General features: G+C 65.4%; 18 protein-coding genes. 5 read left to right on the plus strand and 13 right to left on the minus strand.

Translation table 11 applies throughout. The features are described from left to right. Nucleotides 1-33 precede the first annotated feature (33 nt). Complete coding sequence (gltX, locus tag ACX1DX_RS06535) at nt 34-1,491, minus strand: glutamate--tRNA ligase (RefSeq protein WP_459398014.1); 1,458 nt, start codon at nt 1,489-1,491, stop codon at nt 34-36. Nucleotides 1,492-1,565: 74 nt separating this feature from the next. Here gltX and ACX1DX_RS06540 point away from each other — a divergent pair, with 74 nt between their 5' ends. Both ACX1DX_RS06540 and ACX1DX_RS06545 read left to right on the plus strand, forming a co-directional pair. Further along, nucleotides 1,566-2,171, plus strand: coding sequence for a DUF4112 domain-containing protein (locus ACX1DX_RS06540; RefSeq protein WP_459398015.1), 606 nt, complete (start codon nt 1,566-1,568; stop codon nt 2,169-2,171). Between the two features lie 24 nt (nt 2,172-2,195). Further along, entirely contained in the window at nt 2,196-3,875 is a 1,680-nt protein-coding gene (locus ACX1DX_RS06545; protein WP_459398016.1) for a glutamine--tRNA ligase/YqeY domain fusion protein, read from the plus strand. Between the two features lie 161 nt (nt 3,876-4,036). On the opposite strand, the gene ACX1DX_RS06550 is transcribed toward ACX1DX_RS06545, so the two are convergent. The 9 genes from ACX1DX_RS06550 to ACX1DX_RS06590 all read right to left on the minus strand — a co-directional run bounded on the left by ACX1DX_RS06550 (nt 4,037) and on the right by ACX1DX_RS06590 (nt 11,746). Next, complete coding sequence (locus ACX1DX_RS06550; protein WP_459398017.1) at nt 4,037-4,423, minus strand: hypothetical protein; 387 nt, start codon at nt 4,421-4,423, stop codon at nt 4,037-4,039. 85 nt (nt 4,424-4,508) lie between these two features. Further along, the gene (locus tag ACX1DX_RS06555; RefSeq protein WP_459398018.1) at nt 4,509-4,940 is read right to left on the minus strand and encodes a hypothetical protein; all 432 of its coding nucleotides are present in this window, start codon (nt 4,938-4,940) and stop codon (nt 4,509-4,511) included. Between the two features lie 127 nt (nt 4,941-5,067). Further along, nucleotides 5,068-5,235 carry a hypothetical protein gene (locus tag ACX1DX_RS06560; RefSeq protein ID WP_182763799.1) on the minus strand — a complete coding sequence of 56 codons (168 nt, stop codon included), beginning with the start codon at nt 5,233-5,235 and terminating at the stop codon, nt 5,068-5,070. Between the two features lie 760 nt (nt 5,236-5,995). After that, nucleotides 5,996-7,189 carry an elongation factor Tu gene (gene tuf / locus ACX1DX_RS06565; protein WP_076060712.1) on the minus strand — a complete coding sequence of 398 codons (1,194 nt, stop codon included), beginning with the start codon at nt 7,187-7,189 and terminating at the stop codon, nt 5,996-5,998. Nucleotides 7,190-7,371: 182 nt separating this feature from the next. Further along, on the minus strand, nt 7,372-7,833 hold the full coding sequence (locus ACX1DX_RS06570) for a GNAT family N-acetyltransferase (protein ID WP_459398019.1): 462 nt from the start codon (nt 7,831-7,833) through the stop codon (nt 7,372-7,374). Between the two features lie 77 nt (nt 7,834-7,910). Beyond that, nucleotides 7,911-9,992: an elongation factor G gene (gene fusA / locus ACX1DX_RS06575; RefSeq protein WP_459398020.1), complete on the minus strand. Its 2,082-nt coding sequence runs from the start codon at nt 9,990-9,992 to the stop codon at nt 7,911-7,913. A gap of 82 nt (nt 9,993-10,074) precedes the next feature. Further along, entirely contained in the window at nt 10,075-10,545 is a 471-nt protein-coding gene (gene rpsG, locus ACX1DX_RS06580; protein ID WP_182763802.1) for a 30S ribosomal protein S7, read from the minus strand. Next, nucleotides 10,545-10,916 carry a 30S ribosomal protein S12 gene (gene rpsL / locus ACX1DX_RS06585; RefSeq protein WP_076060716.1) on the minus strand — a complete coding sequence of 124 codons (372 nt, stop codon included), beginning with the start codon at nt 10,914-10,916 and terminating at the stop codon, nt 10,545-10,547. The genes rpsG and rpsL overlap by 1 nt, the downstream gene beginning before the upstream one ends. A gap of 389 nt (nt 10,917-11,305) precedes the next feature. Beyond that, on the minus strand, nt 11,306-11,746 hold the full coding sequence (locus ACX1DX_RS06590; RefSeq protein ID WP_459398021.1) for a hypothetical protein: 441 nt from the start codon (nt 11,744-11,746) through the stop codon (nt 11,306-11,308). Nucleotides 11,747-12,302: 556 nt separating this feature from the next. Between ACX1DX_RS06590 and chvE the strand changes: the two genes are divergently transcribed. The 3 genes from chvE (at nt 12,303) to mmsB (ending at nt 16,246) form a co-directional block, all read left to right on the plus strand. Beyond that, nucleotides 12,303-13,442: a multiple monosaccharide ABC transporter substrate-binding protein gene (gene chvE / locus ACX1DX_RS06595; RefSeq protein ID WP_459398022.1), complete on the plus strand. Its 1,140-nt coding sequence runs from the start codon at nt 12,303-12,305 to the stop codon at nt 13,440-13,442. A 76-nt stretch (nt 13,443-13,518) separates the two neighbouring features. Beyond that, nucleotides 13,519-15,054, plus strand: coding sequence for a multiple monosaccharide ABC transporter ATP-binding protein (gene mmsA / locus ACX1DX_RS06600; RefSeq protein ID WP_459398023.1), 1,536 nt, complete (start codon nt 13,519-13,521; stop codon nt 15,052-15,054). Nucleotide 15,055: 1 nt separating this feature from the next. Beyond that, nucleotides 15,056-16,246 (plus strand): multiple monosaccharide ABC transporter permease, encoded by a 1,191-nt coding sequence (mmsB, locus tag ACX1DX_RS06605; RefSeq protein WP_459398024.1) that lies wholly within the window; start codon nt 15,056-15,058, stop codon nt 16,244-16,246. A gap of 304 nt (nt 16,247-16,550) precedes the next feature. Here the strand turns inward: mmsB and rpoC are convergent, their stop codons facing one another. The 3 genes from rpoC to rplL form a co-directional block, all read right to left on the minus strand. Continuing rightward, a complete protein-coding gene (gene rpoC, locus ACX1DX_RS06610; RefSeq protein ID WP_459398025.1) occupies nt 16,551-20,489 on the minus strand; it encodes a DNA-directed RNA polymerase subunit beta' in 3,939 nt (1,312 codons plus the stop codon). A 136-nt stretch (nt 20,490-20,625) separates the two neighbouring features. Beyond that, nucleotides 20,626-24,099 (minus strand): DNA-directed RNA polymerase subunit beta, encoded by a 3,474-nt coding sequence (gene rpoB / locus ACX1DX_RS06615; RefSeq protein ID WP_143570923.1) that lies wholly within the window; start codon nt 24,097-24,099, stop codon nt 20,626-20,628. 273 nt (nt 24,100-24,372) lie between these two features. After that, nucleotides 24,373-24,771 carry a 50S ribosomal protein L7/L12 gene (gene rplL, locus ACX1DX_RS06620; RefSeq protein ID WP_182763807.1) on the minus strand — a complete coding sequence of 133 codons (399 nt, stop codon included), beginning with the start codon at nt 24,769-24,771 and terminating at the stop codon, nt 24,373-24,375. Nucleotides 24,772-24,785 lie beyond the last annotated feature (14 nt).

Raw genomic sequence — 24,785 nt, forward strand, 5'->3', positions numbered from 1 at the left:
CGGCGTGGACGGACCACTGACCAATGCGGAGGATCAGAGAGTCGCGCGCAACGCCTTGAGGCGGGTGAGCGATGACTCGCGGCCCAGGATCTCCATCGATTCGAACAGCGGCGGCGACACCCGGCGGCCCGAGATCGCGACGCGGATCGGCGCGAAGGCGAACTTCGGCTTGATGCCCATGCTCTCCACGAGGCGCTCCTTCAGCGCCGCCTGGATGGAATCGGTGTCGAAGGGCACCTGCTCAGCCACCGCGATGGCGGCGTCCAACACCTCGGCGGCGTTGTCCGCCAACGCGGCCGCAGCGTCGTCGTCGACGGTGAGTTCACCGTCGGCGATGAAGAGGTAGTCCAGCTGCGGCAGGGCGTCCTTCAGCAGCACGAGCCGTTCCTGGATGATCGGCACCGCCTTGCGCAGCACCTCCACCTGCTCGGCCGACGGCGTCCAGTTGGCCTCTTCGAACCTCATGATCCGGTCTGCCAGTTCTTCGGCGGACAACGAACGGAGGTAGTGGCCGTTGAGCCAGTCGAGCTTCTTCAGGTCGAAGATGGGGCCGACGGGGTTCACCTTGGCCCAGTCGAACTCCTCGACGAACTGCTCGAAGGTCTTGACCTCCTGCTCGTCGTCGCCGGCGTAGCCGAGCAGCTGCAGGAAGTTGCGCACCGCCTCCGGGAGGTAGCCCTCCTCCTTGAACCACATGAGACGGGCGGCAGGGTTCTTCCGCTTGGAGATCTTCGACTTGTCCGTGTTGCGCAGCAGCGGCATGTGGGCGAACTGCGGCAGTTCCCAGCCCAACCACTGGTACAGCAGGACGTGCTTCGGCGTCGAGGAGATCCATTCCTCGCCGCGCACCACCGTGTTGATGCCCATGAGGTGGTCGTCGACCACGACGGCCATGTGGTAGGTCGGGAAACCGTCGGCCTTCAGGATCACCTGGTCGTCGGGGCGGGGCGCCTTGACCCCGCCGCGCACGATGTCCTGGAACGTCAGCGGAACGTCGTCGGGGATGAGCATCCGCACGACGGGGGTCTCGGAGAAGCCGGCCAGCTGGGCGCGCTCGTCGCGGGTCATCCCGTGGCACAGTCGGTCATAGCCCGTGACCGAGGCCTTGGACTGCTCCTGCTCGCGGCGCAGCTCGGCGAGCCGCTCGGACGAGCACCAGCAGTAATAGGCATGCCCGGCCTCGACCAGCTGCTCGACGAACGGCCGGTAGGTGGTCAGCCGCTCCGACTGGCGGTAGGGGCCGTGCTCGCCGCCGACGTGCGGGCCCTCGTCGGGCTGCAGGCCCAGCCAGGCAAGCGACTCGTAGATCTGGTCCTCAGAGCCCGCCACGAGGCGGGCCTGGTCCGTGTCCTCGATCCGCAGGACGAACTGTCCCCCCGTCTTGCGGGCCCAGGCCAGGTCGAACAGCGCCATGAAGGCGGTTCCGACGTGGGGGTCTCCGGTGGGCGAGGGGGCGACGCGGGTGCGGGCGGGGATCACTGTTTCGCTCATAGTGGCCCCAGCCTATCGGGCCTCACCCGTGGGGCTACTGGTCTTGCCCCCCAACTCGCGCAACACTGGAGCGTATGACTCAGGAACCGCCCCCCACGCCGGCCAGCGCCATCGAGCGCGCGCGCAAGGTGGCGGAGGAGGCGCTGTCCGGTTCAACCACAGACCCGAAGCTGAAGGCCGCCCGGGACAGGACGAAGCGGGACCTGGGCAACGTGCCGAAGGAATCGCCGGCAAAGCTGACCCGCGCCCTCTCGTACGTGCTCGACGACCTGGTCCAGGTGCCCGGTACCAAGATCCGCATCGGCGTGGACCCGGTGCTTTCTATCGTGCCGTGGGCCGGCACCGCCGTGGGAGCCGTGTTCGGCGGCAGCATCCTCGTCGACGCGATCCGGCTGCGTGCCCCCATCCCGGTCATCGGCCGCATGGCCTTCAACTCGCTGCTCGACTGGCTGCTCGGCATGATCCCGTTCGTCGGCGCCATCTTCGACGCGGCCTACCGCTCCAACAAGAAGAACCTCAAGCTCCTCAACGGAGCCATCGAGAACCGCGAGCTGGTCAAGCAGTCGTCCGTCCGGTACTGGATCGCGGTGGGGGCACTCGTGGCGGTGCTGCTGGCCGTCGTGATCACCATCCCCATCCTGCTGATCCTGGGGCTCGCAGACCTTGCCGCCGCGCGGTAGCCGGAGCGTGCTAACTTACCCGTCATGACGGAGTCATCAGCCAAGCCCTCGAACTTCATCTACGACGCGGTGCGAGGCGACGTCGAGCAGGGCAAGCGCGGCGGCCGGGTCCAGACCCGCTTCCCACCCGAGCCGAACGGCTACCTGCACATCGGGCACGCCAAGGCCATCGTGGTTGATTTTGGCGTCGCCACCGACTTCGGCGGCATCTGCCTCCTGCGTCTGGACGACACCAACCCGGAGACCGAGGAGACCAGCTTCGTCGACTCCATCATCGAGGACATCGAGTGGCTGGGCTACGAGCCCGCCGACGTGCGCTACGCGTCGGATTACTTCCAGAAGCTCTACGACTGGGCCGAGCAGCTCGTCGAGAAGGGCCTGGCCTACGTCGACGACCAGGACGGCGACGCGATCTCCGCGGGACGCGGCGGCTTCGGCAAGCCGGGGGTCAACTCCCCGTACCGCGACCGCAGCGTCGAGGAGAACCTGGAGCTGCTCCGCAAGATGCGCGCCGGCCACTACGCCGACGGTTCGCGGGTGCTGCGCGCCAAGATCGACATGTCGCACGAGAACATGCAGCTGCGTGATCCCGTGATGTACCGCATCCGCAAGGTTGCCCATCACCGCACCGGCGACGACTGGCCGATCTACCCCAACTACGACTGGGCCCATGGCCAGTCTGACGCGATCGAGGGCACCACGCATTCGCTGTGCACTCTCGAGTTCGAATCGCACCGCCCGCTCTACGACTGGTTCCTGGAGCAGCTCGGCGTTGAGGACGGCCCCCGCCAGTACGAGTTCGCCCGCCTGGAGCTGACGCACACCATCACCTCGAAGCGCCGCCTGGCGCGGCTGGTGATGGACGGCGTCGTCGACGGCTGGGACGACGCCCGGATGCCGACGCTCCGCGGCCTGCGGCGCCGCGGCTACCCGGCGGCGGCCATCCGGCAGTTCATGCTCGAGGTGGGCACCACCCGCACGAACTCGCGTCAGTCCATCGAGGCGCTCGAGTCCTACGTGCGCCGCGAACTCAACACCACGGCGCAGCGCCGCATGGTGGTGCTCAACCCGTTGAAGCTGCGCATCACCAACTGGCCCCTCGACGACAACGGGCAGCCGGCGGTGGAGCACTTCGAGGTGTCCAACAACCCGGAGCGCCCTGAGGACGGCACCCGCCAGGTGGAGTTCACCGGCGAGCTGTGGATCGAGCAGGACGACTTCCGCGAGGTCCCCCCGCCGAAGTACTTCCGCCTCTCCCCCGGCCGCGAGGTGCGTTTGCGCGGCGCCTACTTCGTGACCGCCACCGACGTGGTGAAGGACGAGAACGGCGAGGTCATCGAGGTGCTGGCCACCTACGACCCCGCGTCGAGGGGCGGCAATTCGCCCGACGGCCGCAGGGTGAAGTCCACGATGCACTGGGTCTCGGCCGAGCATGCGGTGCCGGTGCGGGCCGCGCTGTACGAACGGTTGTTCACCACCGAGGCCCCCGGCGAGGCGACGGGCGAGGCGCTGGACGACCTCAACCCGAACTCGCGCCAGATGGTCGACGGTTGGGCCGAGGAGGCGCTGGCAGACGCGGCGCCTGGCGAAGTGGTCCAGTTCGAACGCCTCGGCTACTTCGCAGCCGACCTCGACGAGGACATGCTGTTCCACCGCACCGTCGGCCTCCGCGACGAGTGGGCCGCCATCCAGAAGCGCGGCTGACACCCGTACTGACGCGGGCCCAGGAGTAATCCTGGGCCCGCATTCACGACTGACCCGCAGTGCGCAGGTGCGGGGACTCGCAGGTTTCAAAGAAGACGCGAAGAAGGCCAAGGAGATTGTGCTCCGAGGCCTTCCGCTATTCAGCTGCGGACCAGTTCGAGTCAGCCGCGCTTCTCGGGGCCTGCGAACATCACAATGTTGTTGAACACCCACTGGTTGCTCTGACTGAAGGCGTAGCCACCCGCAGGCTTCGCGGTGGCGGCGTACACCGTCGTCCACGTGTAGGAACGGCACGCGCCACGGCTGGCGGCGGCGGTGTCGCACTCGGTCTTCCACTGCCGACCGGCAGAGGTGAACGCACCGTCGGTGGTCGAGCCGAGGTCACCCAGCGGGTTGCCCTTCCTCGCCTGACGCGACATGTACGGCAGGTAGGTGAGGTTGTTGAAGGCCCAGCCCGATTCGCGGACGAACGGCCCGTCCTCCATCACGGTGGCCCAGATCTCCGTGCGGCACCGCTCCGTCTGCGAGTAGTCCTCAGAGGCCGTCACCCACTGCCGGCCGTTGAGCGTGTGCTTGCCCGGGCGTTGACCGTCAGCTTCAAGACGGCCTCGGCAGGGTTGCCGGCGGCCTCGGTCACCACGACCTCGACCTGGAAGCTGTCCCTGCCCGCCGCCGTGCCGCTGATGAGACCGTTGCTGTTGAGGACAGCCAGGCGGGTGCGCCGTCGAGCACGTAGCTCAGCGGCAGCGACTGGTCCGTGGCGCCGAGGTGTCCTGCGCCGCCGGGCTCACGCACAGTGAGCGTGGCGGAGCCGACGGTGGAGCCGTCGCTGGCGCTGAGCACCGCCTCCCCCGCCGCGGCAGGCACCTGCAGGACCGCCGAGACGCGGCCCAGGGCGTCGGCCGTGGTGGTCGCCGAGTGCGATCCCAGGGTGAGGGTCACGGTGGTGTCCGCCTCGAAGCCGACGCCGGTCACCGTCACCTCCTGTCCGGGGTCGACCACCGCCGGGGTGACCTCCACGAGGGCCGGGAGCGGCACGTCGACGAGGGGCTCAGGCTGCGCCACGGCCGGGGGGCCTTATCGGTCACTTCGGCTGCGTTCGTCAGGATGCTCCAGGGTCTGGTAGAACGAAAGGCTCACGATGCCGTAGGTGCCGCATGCCGAGGGTACGGTGCCGCAGAACTCCGGGCGGTCACGGGGGTGTCAAGGCGCCAGATGCGGTTGACACCGACGGCACGTCCGGTGCGATCTGCTGCCAGTTGCCGGCCACCTTCGTCTCGACCTTGACCTCGCGGATCTGCTGGCCGTGGTCCGCGGCGTCCTCGCTGAGGCTGATACGGTTGACGCTCTGGCGAGCCAAGGTCGATCAGCATCGGCGTGATGTCATCGCCGCCGTCGGAGACCCACGACGAGCGGCTGTTGCCGTCGGTGATGTCCTGGGTGCTCCCACCACCGACGGTGACCGCGCGTCCGCGCGCGAGGTCGTTGCCGAACGCCTTGCGACGCAGCTGTGCAAAGTCCATGATCGCGTCGACGTTGGAATGCGACAATCGACCCTCCATCGTCGGGGGCACGTTCAGCAGCAGGACGGAGTTGCGGCCAACCGACGCAGATGTCCGCCGGGGCCGACGACCGCCTCCACCTGCGCGTAGGTGCCGTGCACGTTGATCGGGTCGTCGTGGGCGAAGCCGAGCTGGAGTTCTCGATGAGGACCTCACCTTTGTCGTCGGACACCTGGATGAGGTAGGCGAAGGCCGAGGTCGAGCGCCAGGAGTCGCCGGGCTGGCGGAAGTTGACGTCGCGCAGAGGTGACGCTGAAGTGCACGGAAACCTGCTGGCGATCACGAGGGGGTGCGCGCCCGTGACCGGGGGCATGGCGACCCCGTCGAACATGACGTCGACGGTGGTCTGGGCGCCCGTGTGACGGTGATGCAGTGAGATCGCATGGCGTTCCCCGTTCGAGGGCGTCCCCGGCCGCCCTCATTTCCTCCTGCGAGGACGAAGCCCACCCACGGGTTCGGCGTCACACCGCTTCGGGACGGAGCCGACAGAGGAGCGGGAACGGCGAAGGGGCCGCACAGCCAAGCTGTGCGGCCCCTTCGCGGGATCAGTAGATCAGATCACTTGAGGATCTTGGTGACATTGCCTGCACCGACGGTACGGCCGCCTTCACGGATGGCGAACTTGAGGTTCTCCTCCATGGCGATCGGCTTGTTGAGGTGCACGGTCATCTCCGTGTTGTCGCCGGGCATGACCATCTCGGTGCCAGCGGGGAGCTGGACGACGCCGGTCACGTCGGTGGTGCGGAAGTAGAACTGCGGGGAGTAGTTCGAGAAGAACGGCTTGTGACGGCCGCCTTCTTCCTTGTTCAGCACGTAGACGTTGGCCTCGAAGTCGGTGTGCGGGGTGGTCGAGCCCGGCTTGATGACGACCATGCCGCGCTCGACGTCTTCCTTCTTGGTGCCGCGGAGCAGCAGGCCGACGTTCTCGCCAGCGCGACCCTCGTCGAGGATCTTGCGGAACATCTCAACACCGGTGACGGTGCTGGTCTGCTTCTGCTCACGGATGCCGATGATGTCGACGGTGTCGCCGGTGTTGACGACGCCGCGCTCGATGCGGCCGGTGATGACGGTGCCACGACCGGTGATCGTGAAGACGTCCTCAACAGGCATCAGGAAGGGCTTGTCGGTGTCACGCTCGGGCTGCGGGATGTACTCGTCCACGGCCTCCATGAGCTCGAGGACCGACTTGCTCCACTTCTCGTCGCCGTTCAGGGCGGGGAAGGCGGCAACGCGGACGATCTTGGTGTCTTCGAAGCCCTGAGCGGTCAGGATCTCGTCGAGTTCCATCTCGACCAGGTCGATGAGGTCAGCGTCGTCGTCGTCGATCATGTCGCACTTGTTGAGCGCGACGACGATCGCCGGCACGCCGACCTGGCGAGCCAGGAGAATGTGCTCGTGGGTCTGAGCCATCGGGCCGTCGGTGGCGGCGACCACGAGGATGGCGCCGTCCATCTGAGCCGCACCGGTGATCATGTTCTTGACGTAGTCAGCGTGTCCGGGGCAGTCAACGTGCGCGTAGTGACGCTTCTCGGTCTGGTACTCGACGTGCGAGATCGAAATGGTGATACCACGCTGGCGCTCTTCGGGCGCCTTGTCGATCTGGTCGAACGCCGAGGCAGAGTTCCACTGCGGGTACGCGTCGTGCAGCACCTTCGTGATCGCCGCGGTGAGAGTGGTCTTGCCGTGGTCGACGTGTCCGATGGTGCCGATGTTGCAGTGCGGCTTGGTCCGCTCAAACTTGGCCTTTGCCACGAGGGCTCCTTCTTGGATCTCGCCACGCACTCTGCGCAGCTCTAGATTTTTGGGGTTCCTGATGCCGGTAGGGCACAAGGGACTCATTCATTTTTGTGCAGTGAGCGCCGATAGTCAAACCAGAGGTGCTCACACTGATCGGCCAGTCTAGCGAATATGTTCAAGCTGCGGAGCGGCGAGGTTCAGATCCGGGCCCGATGGCCTATGGCCGAGGGCCGCAGCATCGAGATGTGGGCGATACCGGCCTCCTCGAACTGCTCCCCCACCGGCCTGAACCCGAAGCCCGCATACAGGGCCTGGACGTAGGTCTGGGAGTGCAACACGATCGGCTCGGCACCCAGGCGGTCCACGGCCTCCCGGATGAGCACGCGGGCCAGGCCCTCACCTCGCCGGTCGCTCCGCACCGCCACCCGGCCCAGGGCCCAGGAGGCGCCGTATTCCGGCGTGGCCAGCCTGAGCGTGCGCAGGTAGGCCGCCGCTCCCCCGTCGTCGTGGATGGCGTAGTGCAGAGTCTGCGGTGCGCGGTCGTGCTCGTCGAAATCCTGGACGTCGGCACGCTGCTCCACGTAGAACACCACCGAGCGCAGCACGGCGATGTCGAAGAACTCGTCCTTGCCCAGTTCGGCCCAGGTCCTGATCCGCATGTCCACAGCGTCACTGTATAGAAAACCGGCCGGGAGCTTTCGCTCCCGGCCGGTCTCACACATCGTGGGGCCGAGTGTTACTCGCCCTTCGCCTTGGCGACGATCTCTTCCATGATGTTCTTCGGGGTCTCGGCGTAGGAATCGAATTCCATCGAGTAGTTGGCCTGGCCCGAGGTCTTCGAGCGCAGGTCACCCACGTAGCCGAACATCTCCGACAGCGGCACGAGCGCCTTGACGACGCGGTTGCCGTGCAGTTCATCCATGGACTGGATCGAGCCACGACGCGAGTTCAGGTCACCGATGACGGTGCCCAGGTAATCCTCGGGCGTGGTGACCTCGACGGCCATGATGGGCTCCAGGATCGCCGGGTCCGCCTTGCGGGCGGCTTCCTTGAACGCCATGGAGCCGGCGAGCTTGAACGCCAGTTCCGAGGAGTCGACGTCGTGGTAGGCGCCGTCGGTCAGGGTCACCTTGATGTTGTCGACCGGGTAGCCGGCGAGCACGCCGAACTGCAGGGCCTCCTTGACACCCGCGTCCACCGCCGGGATGTACTCGCGGGGGATGCGGCCGCCGGTGACAGCGTTGATGAATTCGTACCCTGAGCCCGGTTCCGTCGGCTCGAGGTCGATGATCACGCGCGCGAACTGACCCGAACCGCCGGTCTGCTTCTTGTGCGTGTACTCGATCTTCTCGACCTTGCGGCGCAGGGTCTCGCGGTACGCCACCTGGGGCTTGCCGATGTTGGCTTCAACCTTGAACTCACGACGCATGCGGTCGATGAGCACGTCCAGGTGCAACTCGCCCATGCCGGCGATGATGGTCTGCCCGGTCTCCTCGTCGGTGTGAACGCGGAACGTCGGGTCCTCCTCGGCAAGACGCTGGATGGCGTGCGAGAGCTTCTCCTGGTCCGACTTCGTCTTCGGCTCGATGGCCTGTTCGATGACGGGGTTCGGGAAGGTCATGGACTCCAGCACGATCGGGCTGGCCGGATCGCAGAGGGTCTCTCCGGTCCCGGTGTCCTTGAGGCCCATGACGGCGCAGATCATGCCGGCGCCGATCGAGTCGATCTCCTCACGCTTGTTGGCGTGCATCTGGTAGATCTTGCCGATGCGTTCCTTCCTGCCCTTGGTGGCGTTGAGCACCTGCGTGCCCGCCTTGAGGACGCCCGAGTAGACGCGCACGAAGATCAGCTTGCCCAGGTGAGGATCGGCAGCGATCTTGAAGGCCAGGGCCGCAAGGGGCTCGTCCTCGGTGGGGTGGCGCTCGGCCTCGACCGACTCGTCGCTCGGCTTGAAGCCCTTGATGGCCGGAACGTCCAACGGAGAAGGCAGGTAGGCCACGACTGCATCGAGCAGGGGCTGGACGCCCTTGTTCTTGAAGGAGGTGCCACAGACGACCGCAGTGAAGGTGTTGGAGATCACACCTTGGCGGATCGCCGCCTTGACCTGTGCGACCGAAGGCTCTTCGCCCTCGAGGTAGAGCTCCATGATCTCGTCGTCGACGTCAGCGATGCGCTCGATCAGTTGAGCGTGCGCGGCCTCCGCGGCTTCCTTCAACTCGGCCGGGATCTCTTCGACGGTGTAGTCCTCACCGATCTTGGTCTCACCGCGCCAGGTGAGCGCACGCATCTCGACCAGATCGATGACGCCCAGGAAGCCACCCTCGGAGCCGATCGGCAACTGCAGCAGTACCGGGTCGGTGTTGAGGCGCTCACGGATCGTCTTCACGCAGTGGTCGAACGATGCACCGGTGCGGTCCAGCTTGTTGATGTAGCAGATACGCGGGACGTTGTACTTCGTCGCCTGACGCCACACCGTCATCGACTGCGGCTCAACGCCGGCCACCCCGTCGAAGACGGCGACAGCACCGTCGAGGACGCGCAGCGAGCGCTCCACTTCGACCGTGAAGTCGACGTGCCCCGGGGTGTCGATGATGTTGATGAGGTGGTCGTGCCAGAAGCAGGTCGTCGCGGCCGACGTGATCGTGATCCCGCGCTCCTGCTCCTGCTCCATCCAGTCCATGGTGGCGGCGCCCTCGTGAACTTCACCGATCTTGTAGGTCTTACCGGTGTAGAACAGGATGCGCTCGGTCGTGGTGGTCTTGCCGGCATCAATGTGCGCCATGATGCCGATGTTGCGAACCTTGTTCAGGTCGGTCACAGTTCGGTCCTTCTCGAGTATCGAAGAGTCAGGTCGTTAGACGGTGAGAGCCCCCGTACCCTGCGGTACGGGGGCAGCTGAATCACCAGCGGTAGTGGGCGAAGGCGCGGTTGGCCTCGGCCATCTTGTGCGTGTCCTCGCGGCGCTTCACGGAAGCACCCAGACCGTTCGAGGCGTCGAGAATCTCGTTCATGAGACGCTCGGTCATCGTCTTCTCGCGACGTGCGCGGGAGAAGCTGACGAGCCAACGCATCGCCAGAGTGTTCTGACGGCCGGGCTTGACCTCGATCGGCACCTGGTAGGTGGCGCCGCCGACGCGACGGGACTTGACTTCGATCGAAGGCTTGACGTTGTCGAGAGCCTTCTTCAGCGTCTGCACCGGATCGGTACCGGTCTTGGCGCGGGTGCCCTCGAGGGCGTCGTAGACGATGCCCTGGGCGACGGACTTCTTGCCGTCGAGCAGGATCTTGGAGACGAGCTGCGAAACGAGCGGCGAACCGTAGACGGGGTCGATGACCACGGGACGCTTCGGGGCGGGACCCTTGCGAGGCATTACTTCTCCTTCTTGGCGCCGTAGCGGCTGCGGGCCTGCTTGCGGCCCTTGACACCCTGGGTGTCGAGCGAGCCGCGGACGATCTTGTAGCGCACACCGGGGAGGTCCTTCACACGACCACCGCGGACGAGCACCATCGAGTGCTCCTGGAGGTTATGGCCGACGCCCGGGATGTAGGCGGTGACTTCGATGCCGGAGCTCAAACGCACGCGCGCGACCTTACGGAGCGCGGAGTTCGGCTTCTTCGGCGTGGTGGTGTACACGCGAGTGCACACGCCGCGACGCTGGGGCGAGCCCTTCAGCGCGGGCGTATTGCTCTTGGACGGTTTGTCCCTGCGGCCCTTCCGGACCAGCTGCTGAATAGTTGGCACCTGTTTGGTTTCACTTTCGTTGTCTGGATATTGGCGGGGGTTTCCCTGGCGCAGGTCTCCGTGTCATCTTTCCGGGTCACCGTTCCGGGCAGAAACACAGTTGGCTGCCGTGCGAACTCCGCACGCGTCAGGGTTCCTCGCAACGTTTAGGAACTGACCGTCATGCCAGGGCACGCACAATCGCGCCCTAGTCCGGGCACGCTTGCCAAGATTACTCCACCGGTGCCTGAGGGTCAAAAATCCCGCGTACCACCATGGCACCCCCCCAGTGAGGTGCCGCCAGCTCCCCGTCACACAGGCCGGCCACCCTCCCGTAGGGAAGGCCTGCTCACGGCAGATACGTCACGTTGTTGAACGCCCACCCCGACTCCGGGACGAACTCGCCGTTCTCAACCGTGACCACCGTCGCCCAGACCTCGGTGCCGCACCGCTCCGTCTGCGAATACGGCTCGCACGTGGTCATCCCTGACGACCGTGCGGCTGCCGTCGGTGAGCGCCGCAGCGGGACCCTCTGGAGTGCTGGACGAAGCGGTGACACTGGCATTGCGGCTCCGCTCTACGGTACCGGGCTGCGACACGGCACCGATGCTGGTCAGACCGGGGCCCCGCCCGATCCCGCGGATCCCCGCGGTGAACTCGGCGTAGGTGCGCGTCGGGGTCTGTGCATTCCACGTCTTCTGGGAGATGACAGGGAAGGAATCCTCGATCAGACCGTCGACGTCGAGTTCGGTGGAGTCGGCGTCCACCAGGTCGTTCCACACCGCGAACCAGGCGCCGTTGGGCCACCCGCCGGCACGATGTCGGTGGCGTCGAGCCGGTTGGGCAGGCACACGTCAATGGAGCCCCACGCGGCCGGCCACTCACCGTGGCTGCGGATGTACTCAGCCATCTCATTGAAGGAGTCCCGGTACTCCTCGGCCTCTGCCCGGCGCGCGTCTCACACAACACCGAGCCAGTGATTTCACCATGAATCCTTCGACGCCCCAGGACACTATCCCGGGGTTCCTCGTGTCTGCAGGTCGGGGCGATGTGCTCACCCACCTTGAGCAACACCGCCAACGGCAGCTCGGCCTTCCGCACCGGGTTCGGGGCGGGACCGATCGGCTCGAACGCGTCTGCGCAGGGCGCGGAGGGTACCGCAGCGCCACCTCGATCAGCAGTCGGGGTGGGCCAGGGATTCGTTATGAAACCGAGACTGATCGATTGCGCGATTCACGTTGACGGGGGCCTCTGAGTTGAGCAGCATGTGACAAAGAAAACCGTTTCACGGGTCCTCGTATGCCGCCCCGTGTCACACCATGCCGATTCGTCGGAGAGGGCATCAGAGCCCCACCCAGGGATGGCCAGAGTTGGCCTCCACTGAACCGTTTCTAGGAGGAAACGATAATGAAGCTCAATCGTCGCGGGTTCATCGGGCTGGGCGCTGCCAGCGTTGCCGTCCTCGGTCTGGCCGCCTGCGGAAATGACACCGCCGAAACCGGTACCGATCCGACCACCTCCGCCAGCGCCGGCGGAGGGGAAGCGGCAGCCGGCGGCAAGGTCGGCGTCTCGATGCCCACCCAGACCTCGGAGCGCTGGATCGCCGACGGCGACGCCGTCAAGTCGCAGCTCGAGGAGGCCGGCTTCGAGGTCGACCTGCAGTTCGCCAACGATGACATCCCGACCCAGTCGCAGCAGGTCGACCAGATGATCACCCAGGGCGTCAAGGTCCTCATCATCGCCGCCATTGACGGCACCGCGCTCGCACCGCAGCTGGATGCGGCGGCCGCAGCCGGGATCAAGGTGATCTCGTACGACCGTCTGATCCGCGACTCGGAGAACGTCGACTTCTACGTCTCCTTCGACAACTTCAAGGTGGGCGTCGCTCAGGGCCAGTCCCTCATCGACGGCCTCGCTGAGCGCTTCAGCGCCGAGAAGCCCGCCAACATCGAGCTGTTCGCCGGATCGCTGGACGACAACAACGCGCACTTCTTCTTCGACGGCGCCATGTCGGTCCTGCAGCCGAAGATCGATGCAGGCGAGTACGTCGTCCCGTCGGGCCAGACCTCCATCGAGCAGGCCGCCATCCTCCGTTGGCAGCAGGAGACAGCGCAGAAGCGCATGGAGGACCTCCTCACCGCCAACTACAGCGACAAGAAGCTCCACGGCGCGCTGTCCGCCTACGACGGTCTCTCGCGCGGCATCATCACCGCCCTGGAGAACAACGGCTACAGCGGTGACACCTTCCCGATCGTCACCGGTCAGGACGCCGAGATCGCCTCGGTCAAGCTCATCAACGACGGCATCCAGTACTCGACGATCTTCAAGGACACCCGTCTCCTGGCCGAGCAGGCCGTCAAGGCCGCCGTCGCGCTGCTCGAGGGCAACGAGCCCGAGGCCAACGACACCGAGACCTACGACAACGGCGTGAAGGTCGTGCCCTCGTACCTCCTCGACGTCACCACCGTCACCAAGGACAACGTCACCGAGGCCCTTGTGGACACCGGCTACTGGACCCAGGAGCAGGTCGACTCCGGCGTTGCCTGATCCCCGGTAACTGACGCGATGGGGCCGGTGGTTGAATACAACCGCCGGCCCCATCCCAATTGAAAGCAGGCATACCTTGAGCGACATCATTCTCGAGATGCGCAACATCACCAAGGAATTCCCCGGTGTGAAGGCGCTGTCAGACGTGAATCTCAGCGTGCGGCGGGGCGACATCCACGCCATCTGCGGTGAGAACGGAGCCGGCAAGTCCACCCTCATGAAGGTGCTGTCCGGCGTCTACCCGCACGGTACCTACGATGGCCAGATCTTCTTCGATGACGAAGAGGTCAAGTTCAACTCGATCAACCAGTCCGAAGCCAAGGGCATCGTCATCATCCACCAGGAGTTGGCGCTGGTCCCCCAACTGTCCATTGCGGAAAACATCTTCCTCGGCAACGAGCAGGCGGAGAGCGGCCGCATCAACTGGCACAAGACCAACCAGCGCGCCGCCCAACTGCTGCGCCAGGTGGGCCTCGACGAGAACCCCACCACCCTCATCCAGGACATCGGAGTGGGCAAGCAGCAGTTGGTGGAGATCTCGAAGGCGCTCTCCAAGAAGGTCAAGCTACTGATCCTCGACGAGCCCACCGCCGCCCTCAACGACACGGACTCGGCGCACCTCCTGGGCCTGCTGCGGCAACTGCGCGATGAGGGCATCACGTCGATCATGATCTCGCACAAGCTCAACGAGATCATCTCCATTGCCGACGCCAACACGATCATCCGTGACGGAATGACGATCGAGACCATCCAGAAGGGCCCGGAGATGCAGCAGAGCCGCATCATCAAGGGCATGGTCGGTCGCGACCTCGAGCATCTCTACCCCGCCCACGAGCCAAAAATCGGCGAGGAACTTTTCCGCATCGAGGACTGGTCCGTCATGCACCCCACCATCCCGGGGCGCAAGACCATCGGCGATGCCAGCCTCAACGTCCGCGCCGGCGAGATCGTCGGCATCGCCGGCCTCATGGGCGCGGGCCGCACCGAACTCGCCATGAGCGTCTTCGGCGAGGCGTGGGGCCACAAGGTCAGCGGAAAGGCATACCTGCATGGCAAGGAGGTTGACCTCTCCTCCGTACACCAGGCGATCAACGCCGGCTTGGCATACGCCACAGAGGACCGCAAACGGTTCGGCCTCAACCTGATCGACGACATCCGCCGCAACATCTCCGCCGCCTCCCTCGACCGGCTCAAGACTCCTCTCGGGTCGGTCAATGCCAACGAGGAGATCAAGCGCGCCGAGCAATTCCGGGGCAGCATGCGCATCAAGGCGCCGTCGGTGATGACGATCGCAGGGCAACTGTCCGGCGGTAACCAGCAGAAGGTCGTCCTCTCCAAGTGGATGATGACCGAACCAGAGGTGCTCATCCTCGACGAGCCGACCCGAGGAATCGACGTCGGCGCGAAATATGAGATTTACACCATCATCAACTCACTCGCCGACGCGGGCAAGGCCGTCATCGTGATCTCGTCCGAGTTGCCCGAACTGCTAGGCATCTGCGACCGCATCTACACGCTGGCCTTCGGGCGCATCACCGGCGTCCTGGATCGCGGCGAAGCAAACCAGGAGAACCTCATGACACTCATGACCAGGGAAAGGGAGGCTGTCTGACATGGCAAGCGTCAAGAACATGCTGGGGGCGGTGAACCTCCGCCAGAGCGGCATCTTCCTGGCCCTGGTGGCCATCATCATCCTCTTCCAAGTCTGGACGAAGGGCCTCCTGCTCAGCCCTCCCAACGTGACCAACTTGGTGCTGCAGTACTCCTACATCCTGGTGTTGGCGATCGGCATGCTGTTCGTCATCGTCGTGGGCCACATCGACCTGTCCGTGGGATCCGTGATCGCGCTCGTGGGTGCCATCGCGGCAACCCTCGTGATCAAGATGGGGCAGGCGTGGTGGGTCGCGGTGATCGCCGGCCTCGCAGTCGGTGTGCTGATCGGCCTCTGGCACGGCTTCTGGGTGGCTTACGTCGGCATCCCCGGCTTCATTGTGACGCTGGCCTCCATGCTGCTGTTCCGTGGCGCGACGTTCATGGTGCTGGGGTCGATTTCGCTGTCCCCCATGAGCAACGAGTACAAGCAGATCGCCACGGGGTTCCTCCAAGGACTCTTCGGTACAGTCCCCATCCTCGGCAAGAACGTGGATGTCTTCACGCTGCTGGTCGGCATCTTGGCGGTGGCCGGGTTCATCTTCAGCGCGCTGCGTACCCGCGCGGCCCGCATCCAGTATGAGCAGCCCGTGGAGAAAGCAGGCCTGATGGTCGCGAAGTTCGCCGCGATCGCCGTAGCGGTGCTCTTCTTCGCCTTCCAGCTCTCGGTGAGCCGGGGCTTCCCGATCGTGTTGTTCATCCTGGCCGCCCTGATCCTGCTCTACGCCTACCTGTCGCAGAACACGGTCTACGGTCGCCACACCTACGCCATCGGCGGCAACATCCATGCGGCCCGCCTTTCGGGCGTCAACGTGAAGCGCACCATCATGCTCGTGTACGTGCACATGGGTCTGTTGTCGGCCATTGCGGGCATCATCTACTCCTCGCGCGCGAACGGTGCGCAGCCCGCCGCCGGCAACGGCATCGAACTCGATGCGATCGCCGCCTGCTTCATCGGTGGCGCAGCCGTCACCGGCGGCGTCGGCCGGGTCGTCGGCGCCATCATCGGTGGCACGATCATGGCAGTCATGACCAATGGCATGCAGCTGCTCGGCGTGGAGGCACCCACTCAGCAGGTCGTCAAGGGCCTCGTGCTCCTCCTCGCCGTTGCGTTCGACCTCGTGAACAAGCGGCGCGCAGTGTCCAAGGGGTAACTGCCCGGACACTGCAGCAGGGCGGGAGACCGGTAAGCGGATCCTCGTGGTCCCTCGCAACACCTGCTGTAGGTGATCTGAAGCACATCATGCACACGCCCGGCTGGCTCGTCCCAGCCGGGCGTTGTGCGTGGTCAGCGCTCGAACCGATCCGGCGAGCAGCCTCAGCCGCGGCACGCAGCGCTGCGCAACCGAAGGACTCGGCCCCGCAACGCCACAAAAGGACACGGTCCCCGCAACTCCCAGAACTGGGTGTTGCGAGGACCGTGAGGAGTCGCCGTCAGTGCCCCCTTCGGGGCCAGGTTCAGCGAATCTCGCCGAAGTCCATCTCGTCGAGCGGCACGGCCGGGCCGACCACGTCAGAGCCGAACGCGTAATCGTACGGGTCGTAGCTCATCGTGTAGGCCGTGGCGCGGGCCTCTTCGGTGGGCTCCACCCGGATGTTGCGGTAACGCTCGAGACCGGTGCCGGCAGGGATCAGTTTGCCGAGGATGACGTTCTCCTTCAGGCCCATGAGCTTGTCGCTCTTGCCCTGGATGGCGGCATCCGTGAGGACCTTGGTCGTCTCCTGGAAGGACGCGGCGGACAGCCACGACTCCGTCGCGAGCGACGCCTTGGTGATACCCATGAGCACCGGACGACCCTCAGCGGGCTTGCCGCCCTCAGAGAGCGCCCGACGGTTCGAGGCCTCGTAGCTGGGACGGTCCACGAGCTCGCCCGGCATCATGTCGGTCTCGCCCGAATCGATGACGGTCACGCGACGCAGCATCTGCCGGATGATGATCTCGATGTGCTTGTCGTGGATGGGGGCACCCTGCGTGCGGTACACACGCTGGACCTCCTCCACGAGGTGCTCCTGCACCTTGCGGAGACCACGCACACGCAGCACGTCCTGCGGGTCCACCTGGCCGGCGGTCAACTGCTGACCGATCGACACGCGGACGCCGTCCTGGATGTGGATGCGCTGGCCCGTGTTGTCCTCGAACTCGAGGCGGGTGCGGCGGCCGACCGGGTACTCCAGGTCTTCGCCACCGTCGTCGCGCACGATGACGATCTTGCGCGAACGGTCGCCGTCCTCGATCCGCACGACGCCGTCGGCCTCTGCGATCGGGGCCTTGCCCTTGGGCTGGCGGGCCTCGAAGAGCTCCGTGACACGGGGCAGACCCTGCGTGATGTCGTCACCGGCCACACCACCGGTGTGGAAGGTACGCATCGTCAGCTGGGTACCGGGCTCGCCGATGGACTGCGCGGCGACGATACCGACGGCCTCGCCGACGTCCACCAGCTTGCCGGAGGCAAGCGAACGGCCGTAGCACATGGCACAGGTACCGGCAGCCGACTCACAGGTGAGCACGGAGCGGACCTTGACCGTGGTGACCCCGGCCTCAACCAGCTTGAGGATCTCGGCGTCACCCAGGTCCGTGCCGGCCTGGACCAGCACGTTGCCCTCGGAATCGACAGCGTCGACGGCCAGCGAGCGGGCGTAGACGGCGGTCTCCACGTCGACCGTGGTCTCCACAGAGGCGCCCTTGGCGAACGGCTCAGCGGGGATCTCGATCGGGCGGCCCGTCTCGTCCACACCTGCGGTGGTCCACTTGGCGATGACCTTGGTGAGGCCACGCTCGGTGCCGCAGTCTTCCTCGCGGATGATCACGTCCTGGGAGACGTCGACCAGACGACGGGTCAGGTAGCCGGAGTCTGCGGTACGCAGAGCGGTGTCGGCCTGGCCCTTTCGGCCACCGTGCGTCGAGATGAAGTACTCGAGCACCGACAGGCCTTCGCGGAAGTTGGACTTGATCGGGCGGGCGATGATCTCGCCCTTCGGGTTGGCCACGAGTCCTCGCATGGCGGCGATCTGGCGCATCTGCGTCATGTTTCCTCGAGCGCCCGAGTCCACCATCATGAAGATGGGGTTCTCGGTCGTGAAGTTCGCCTTCATGGCCTCCGTGAGTTCCGTGGTGGCGTCACCCCAGATGCCGATGAGCTCGGACCGGCGCTCGTCCTCGGTCAGCTGACCGCGGTCGTAGAGCGTGTCGATCTTGGTCGCGCGACGCTCGTAGACGTCAAGGATCTCGGCCTTCTGCGGCGGGGTCTGGACATCCGAGATGGACACCGTCACGCCGGAGCGCGACGCCCACTTGAAGCCCACGTCCTTCAGGTTGTCGAGCGCAGCCGCGACCTTGACCTTCGGGTACGTCTCCGCCAGCTCGTTGATGATCGGGCCCAAGACGCGCTTCCCGACGACGGTGTTGACGTAGTGGAAGTCCTCCGGCAGCGCCTCGTTGAAGAGGGCGCGCCCGAGCGTGGTTTCCACCAGCACCGAACCGTCGGGGCGGGGCTCGACGCCGTCCACGACGACGTCACGCAGCACGATGCGGCACCTGGCGCCGATCGACAGGTCGCCGCGGTCGAAGGCCATGATGGCCTCGGCCAGCGACGAGAAGAGTCGGCCCTGTCCCTTGCCCTCACGTTCGGAGGTGAGGAAGTAGTGACCGATGATCATGTCCTGCGTGGGCATGGTCACGGGGCGGCCGTCTGCCGGCTTCAGGATGTTGTTGGTCGAGAGCATCAGCACGCGTGCCTCAGCCTGGGCCTCGGCCGACAGCGGGAGGTGCACGGCCATCTGGTCACCGTCGAAGTCGGCGTTGAACGCCGTGCAGACGAGCGGGTGGATCTGGATGGCCTTGCCCTCGATGAGCTGGGGCTCGAACGCCTGGATGCCGAGGCGGTGCAGGGTTGGTGCACGGTTCAGCAGCACGGGGTGTTCGGTGATGACCTCTTCGAGGACGTCCCACACGACGGGGCGCTGACGCTCCACCATGCGCTTGGCGGCCTTGATGTTCTGGGCGTGGTTCAGGTCGTCGAGACGCTTCATCACGAACGGCTTGAACAGCTCCAACGCCATGGCCTTCGGCAGGCCGCACTGGTGCAGCTTCAGCTGAGGACCGACCACGATGACCGAGCGGCCCGAGTAGTCGACGCGCTTGCCCAGGAGGTTCTGACGGAAGCGACCCTGCTTGCCCTTGAGCATGTCGGAGATCGACTTCAGCGGGCGGTTGCCCGGCCCGGTGACGGGACGGCCACGACGGCCGTTGTCGAACAGCGAGTCGACGGCCTCCTGCAGCATCCGCTTCTCGTTGTTGACGATGATCTCGGGTGCACCGAGGTCGATCAGCCTCTTGAGACGGTTGTTGCGGTTGATGACGCGGCGGTACAGGTCGTTGAGGTCCGAGGTGGCGAAGCGGCCACCGTCGAGCTGCACCATGGGGCGCAGGTCCGGGGGGATGACCGGGACGACGTCCAGCACCATCGACGACGGCGCGTTCTGGCCGTTGAGGAATGCGCTGACCACCTTGAGGCGCTTCAGGGCACGCGTCTTGCGCTGGCCCTTGCCCGTGGCGATGGTCTCGCGCAGCGAGATGGACTCGGCCTTCAGGTCGAAGTCCTGCAGGCGCCGCTGGATCGCCTCGGCGCCCATGGAACCCTCGAAGTACTTACCGAAGCGCTTCTTCATCTCGCGGTAGAGGATCTCGTCGCCCTCGAGGTCCTGGACCTTCAGGCCCTTGAACCGCTGCCACACCTCGTCGATGCGGTCCAGCTGACGCTGCGCACGGGTGCGGATGAGGTTGGCTTCCTTCTCGCCGGCCTCGCGCACCTTGCGCTTAACGTCGGCCTTGGCGCCCTCTTCCTCAAGAGCGGCCAGGTCCTCTTCCAGCTTGCGCATGCGGGTTTCGATGTCCGCGTCACGCTTGCCGGCGACCTGCTTGGACTCAGCCTCGACCTTCGCCTGCAGCGAGGAGAGGTCGCGGTGGCGGCCCTCCTCGTCGACGGAGGTGATCATGTGCGCGGCGAAGTAGATGACCTTCTCGAGGTCCTTCGGCGCGATGTCCAGCAGGTAGCCGAGACGGCTGGGGACACCCTTGAAGTACCAGATGTGGGTCACGGGCGCGGCCAGCTCGATGTGCCCCATGCGCTCGCGACGCACGTTGCTCCGGCTCACCTGGACGCCACAGCGCTCGCAGACGATGCCCTTGAAGCGGACGCGCTTGTACTTGCCGCAGTAGCACTCCCAGTCACGGGTGGGGCCGAAGATCTTCTCGCAGAAGAGGCCGTCACGCTCCGGCTTGAGGGTTCGGTAGTTGATGGTCTCGGGCTTCTTGACCTCGCCCTCGGACCACTTCTGGATCTGCTCGGTGCTCGCGAGACCGATCCGGAGTTCATCGTAGAAGTTCACGTCCAGCACGTTTGGCTTCTCTTTCCCCTACTTCGGCAGTAGGCGCCTGTGAGACATCGGCGATCTCGCCTGTCTCGGATTTCAAGTGTGTGCGAGCGAAGCAAGCTCCGCTGGTGGGCTCACGTGGGGCGCAGCCCCCCGCGGATCAGACTTCGCCGACGTCCATGAAGTTGTCGCTACCGGGACGGCGACCGAGATCGATACCGAAGTCTTCGGCCGAACGCATGTCGTCCTCCGAATCAGTCAGGTCGATGACGGTTCCGTCGTCAGAGAGCACCTCTACGTTCAGGCAGAGGGACTTCATTTCCTTGACGAGCACCTTGAAGGACTCAGGGATGCCCGGCTCGGGGATGTTCTCCCCCTTGACGATCGCCTCGTAGACCTTGACGCGGCCAGGCACGTCATCGGACTTGATGGTGAGCAGTTCCTGCAGCGCCCAGGCGGCACCGTAGGCCTCGAGGGCCCACACTTCCATCTCACCGAAGCGCTGGCCACCGAACTGGGCCTTACCGCCGAGCGGCTGCTGGGTGATCATCGAGTACGGACCGGTCGAACGCGCGTGGATCTTGTCGTCGACCAGGTGGTGGAGCTTCAGCATGTACATGTAGCCCACGCCGATCTTCTCCGGGTACGGCTCGCCGGAGCGGCCGTCGAAGAGACGGGCCTTGCCAGTGGAGTCCACCAAGCGGTCACCGTCACGGGTGGTCAGCGAGTTGGCGAGGAGACCAGCGATCTCCTCCTCGTTGGCACCGTCGAACACGGGACTGGCGACCTTGGCGTCGCCGTCGACGTGGCCGAGGCCGACGTCACGGAGGCGCTCGGCCCACTCTTCCTGGACCCCGGTGATGTCCCACCCGGTCTTGGCGATCCAGCCGAGGTGGTTCTCGAGGACCTGGCCCACGTTCATTCGCGAGGGCACACCCAGCGGGTTCAGCACGATGTCGACGGGGGTGCCGTCCTCGAGGAACGGCATGTCCTCCACCGGAAGGATCTTCGAGATGACGCCCTTGTTACCGTGGCGGCCGGCGAGCTTGTCGCCGTCGGAGATCTTGCGCTTCTGGGCAACGTGCACGCGAACCAGTTGGTTCACGCCGGGGGGCAGTTCGTCGTCGTCCTCGCGGTTGAACACGCGCACGCCGATGACGGTGCCGGATTCACCGTGGGGAACCTTGAGCGACGTGTCGCGCACCTCGCGGGCCTTCTCGCCGAAGATGGCGCGCAGCAGGCGCTCCTCCGGGGTGAGCTCGGTCTCGCCCTTGGGCGTGACCTTCCCGACCAGGATGTCGCCGGCGGAGACCTCGGCGCCGATGCGCACGATGCCACGCTCGTCGAGATCAGCCAGCATCTCGTCGGAGACGTTGGGGATCTCGCGGGTGATCTCCTCAGCGCCCAGCTTGGTGTCGCGGGCGTCGACCTCATGCTCCTCGATGTGGATCGAGGTGAGGACGTCGTCCTGCACGATGCGCTGCGACAGGATGATGGCGTCCTCGTAGTTGAGGCCCTCCCACGGCATGAAGGCCACGAGGAGGTTCTTGCCGAGTGCCAGTTCGCCCTGGTCCGTGCAGGGGCCGTCTGCCAGCGGGGTGCCGATCTCGACCCGGTCGCCGGGGCCGACCAGCGGACGCTGGTTGATGCAGGTACCTGCGTTCGAGCGGACGAACTTGTCCAGCTTGAAGCTGGAGTACGTGCCGTCGTCGTTGGCGATCTCCAGGAGGTCTGCCGAGACGGAACTCACCACGCCGGGCTTGCGGGCCAGGGTGACGTCACCGACGTCGACCGCGGCGCGGTATTCCATGCCGGTGCCGACGACGGGTGACTCGTTGCGGAGCAGGGGCACCGCCTGGCGCTGCATGTTGGCGCCCATGAGGGCACGCGAGGCGTCGTCGTGCTCGAGGAACGGGATCAGCGCCGTGGCGATGGAGACCATCTGGCGCGGGGACACGTCCATGTATTCGACCTCGCCGACGGGGACCTCGTCGGCGTCGCCGTGCTTCAGGCGGACGAGCACGCGCTCCTCCGTCAGGCGGCCGTCCTCGTTCACTGCGGCGTTGGCCTGCGCGATCGAGTAGCGGTCCTCCTCATCAGCGGTCAGGTAGTCGATCTGATCGGTCACGTGACCGTCGACGACCTTGCGGTACGGGGTCTCGATGAAGCCGAACGCGTTGACGCGGGCGAACGAGGCCAGCGAGCCGATGAGGCCGATGTTCGGGCCTTCAGGGGTCTCGATGGGGCACATGCGGCCGTAGTGCGACGGGTGGACGTCTCGGACTTCCATGCCGGCGCGGTCACGGGACAGACCACCGGGGCCCAGCGCAGACAGACGACGCTTGTGCGTCAGGCCGGCGAGCGGGTTGTTCTGGTCCATGAACTGCGACAGCTGCGAGGTTCCGAAGAACTCCTTCAGCGCGGCGGTCACCGGGCGGATGTTGATCAGCGTCTGAGGCGTGATGGCCTCGATGTCCTGCGTGGTCATCCGGTCGCGCACGACGCGCTCCATGCGGCCCAGGCCGGTGCGGAGCTGGTTCTGGATCAGCTCGCCCACGGTGCGGAGACGACGGTTGCCGAAGTGGTCGATGTCGTCGGCCTCGACGGGGAGGTCACCCAGGAATTCCTTGTGCTCGTGCAGGGCGACGATGTAGCCGATGGCTGCGGAGATGTCGTCCTCGGTGAGCACCTGCTGATCGAACGGGAGCTCGAGGCCGAGCTTCTTGTTGATCTTGTAGCGGCCGACCTTCGCCAGGTCGTAGCGCTTGTCGTTGAAGTAGTAGTTCTCGAGCAGCTGCTGCGCAGCGTCACGTGCCGGGGGTTCGCCCGGACGGAGCTTGCGGTAGATGTCGAGGAGTGCCTCGTCCTGCGTCTTGACGGTGTCCTTCTCGAGCGTCAGCCGCATGGACTCCGCGTCGCCGAACTCAGAGAGGATGCGGTCTTCTGTCCAGCCGAGCGCCTTGAGCAGGACGGTGACGTTCTGCTTGCGCTTGCGGTCCAGGCGCACGAAGACCATGTCGCGCTTGTCGATCTCGAACTCGAGCCACGCGCCACGCGAGGGGATGACCTTGCAGGAGAAGATGTCCTTGTCCGAGGTCTTGTCGGGGGTCTGTTCGAAGTAGACGCCGGGCGAGCGCACGAGCTGCGAGACGACGACACGCTCGGTGCCGTTGATGATGAAGGTGCCACGGTCCGTCATCAGCGGGAAGTCGCCGATGAAGACGGTCTGGGACTTGATTTCACCGGTCTCATTGTTGGTGAACTCAGCGGTGACGAAGAGCGGTGCCGCGTAGGTGGTGTCGCGGTCCTTGCACTCCTCGATCGTCCACTTGGGCTCCTCGAAGCGGTGGTCGCGGAACGACAGCTGCATCGAGTCCTGGAAATCGGAGATGGGTGAGATCTCGGCGAAGATCTCTTCCAGGCCGGAGCGGGTGTTGACGTCGGTGCGGCCGGCAGCGAGCTGCTCTTCGACCTTCGCCCGCCAGGTCTCATTCCCGATCAGCCAGTTGTATGCGTCGATCTGCAGGTCCAGGAGGTTGGGAACCTCCAGAGGCTCGTGAATCTTCGCGAACGAGATACGACCGGTGGACGAGACGACATTGGTGTTCTTCAACGCAGAGCGCGAGGCGGCCAAGATTGGGTCCTTCCAAGAACGCTTGAAGCAAATATCCGTGCATGGCGAACTGCCCGTGTCAAATCACGGGCGCAACGCATAGCGGGGCAAAGAACCACTATAGATCAAATAGCCGCGGACGGCAACAACCGCCGGCCCCCGGATTTCGGCCTGCGGTGGAAGGGGCGACGTCGACCTCGCGGGACCGATGATACCGCTCCGGCTGGCGGTGGCAAGTGAAAACGGCCCGCCCCCTCGCGGGGACGGGCCGTCGGAAGAGTTGGTGACTCTAGATCACTTGAACTCGACGGTACCGCCGGCGGCCTCGAGGGCCTCCTTGGCCTTGGCAGCGGTGTCCTTGTCGACGCCCTCGAGCACCGGCTTCGGAGCACCCTCGACGAGGTCCTTGGCCTCCTTCAGGCCGAGGGAGGTCAGAGCGCGCACCTCCTTGATGACGGCGATCTTCTTCTCGCCGCCCGAGGTCAGGATGACGTCGACCTTGTCGGAGGCAGCTTCCTCGTCGCCGTCGCCAGCGGCGTCGCCGGCAGCGGCAGCCGGAGCGGCCGCAACGGCCACCGGAGCAGCGGCGGTCACGCCGAAGGTGTCTTCGAACAGCTTCACGAACTCGGAGAGCTCGATGAGGGTCATCTCCTTGAAGGCGTCAAGGAGCTCTTCGTTGTTGAGCTTAGCCATGAGGCTTTCCTTTC

This window comes from Tessaracoccus zhenghani (assembly GCF_054552775.1).

Excerpts from the sequence above, each read along its gene's own strand:
- ACX1DX_RS06540 (WP_459398015.1), top strand. The coding sequence starts at position 1,566 with ATGACTCAGGAACCGCCCCCCACGCCGGCCAGCGCCATCGAGCGCGCG.
- rplL (WP_182763807.1), bottom strand. The coding sequence starts at position 24,771 with ATGGCTAAGCTCAACAACGAAGAGCTCCTTGACGCCTTCAAGGAGATG.
- rpsG (WP_182763802.1), bottom strand. The coding sequence starts at position 10,545 with ATGCCTCGCAAGGGTCCCGCCCCGAAGCGTCCCGTGGTCATCGACCCC.
- ACX1DX_RS06545 (WP_459398016.1), top strand. The coding sequence starts at position 2,196 with ATGACGGAGTCATCAGCCAAGCCCTCGAACTTCATCTACGACGCGGTG.
- gltX (WP_459398014.1), bottom strand. The coding sequence starts at position 1,491 with ATGAGCGAAACAGTGATCCCCGCCCGCACCCGCGTCGCCCCCTCGCCC.
- mmsB (WP_459398024.1), top strand. The coding sequence starts at position 15,056 with ATGGCAAGCGTCAAGAACATGCTGGGGGCGGTGAACCTCCGCCAGAGC.
- chvE (WP_459398022.1), top strand. The coding sequence starts at position 12,303 with ATGAAGCTCAATCGTCGCGGGTTCATCGGGCTGGGCGCTGCCAGCGTT.
- ACX1DX_RS06570 (WP_459398019.1), bottom strand. The coding sequence starts at position 7,833 with ATGCGGATCAGGACCTGGGCCGAACTGGGCAAGGACGAGTTCTTCGAC.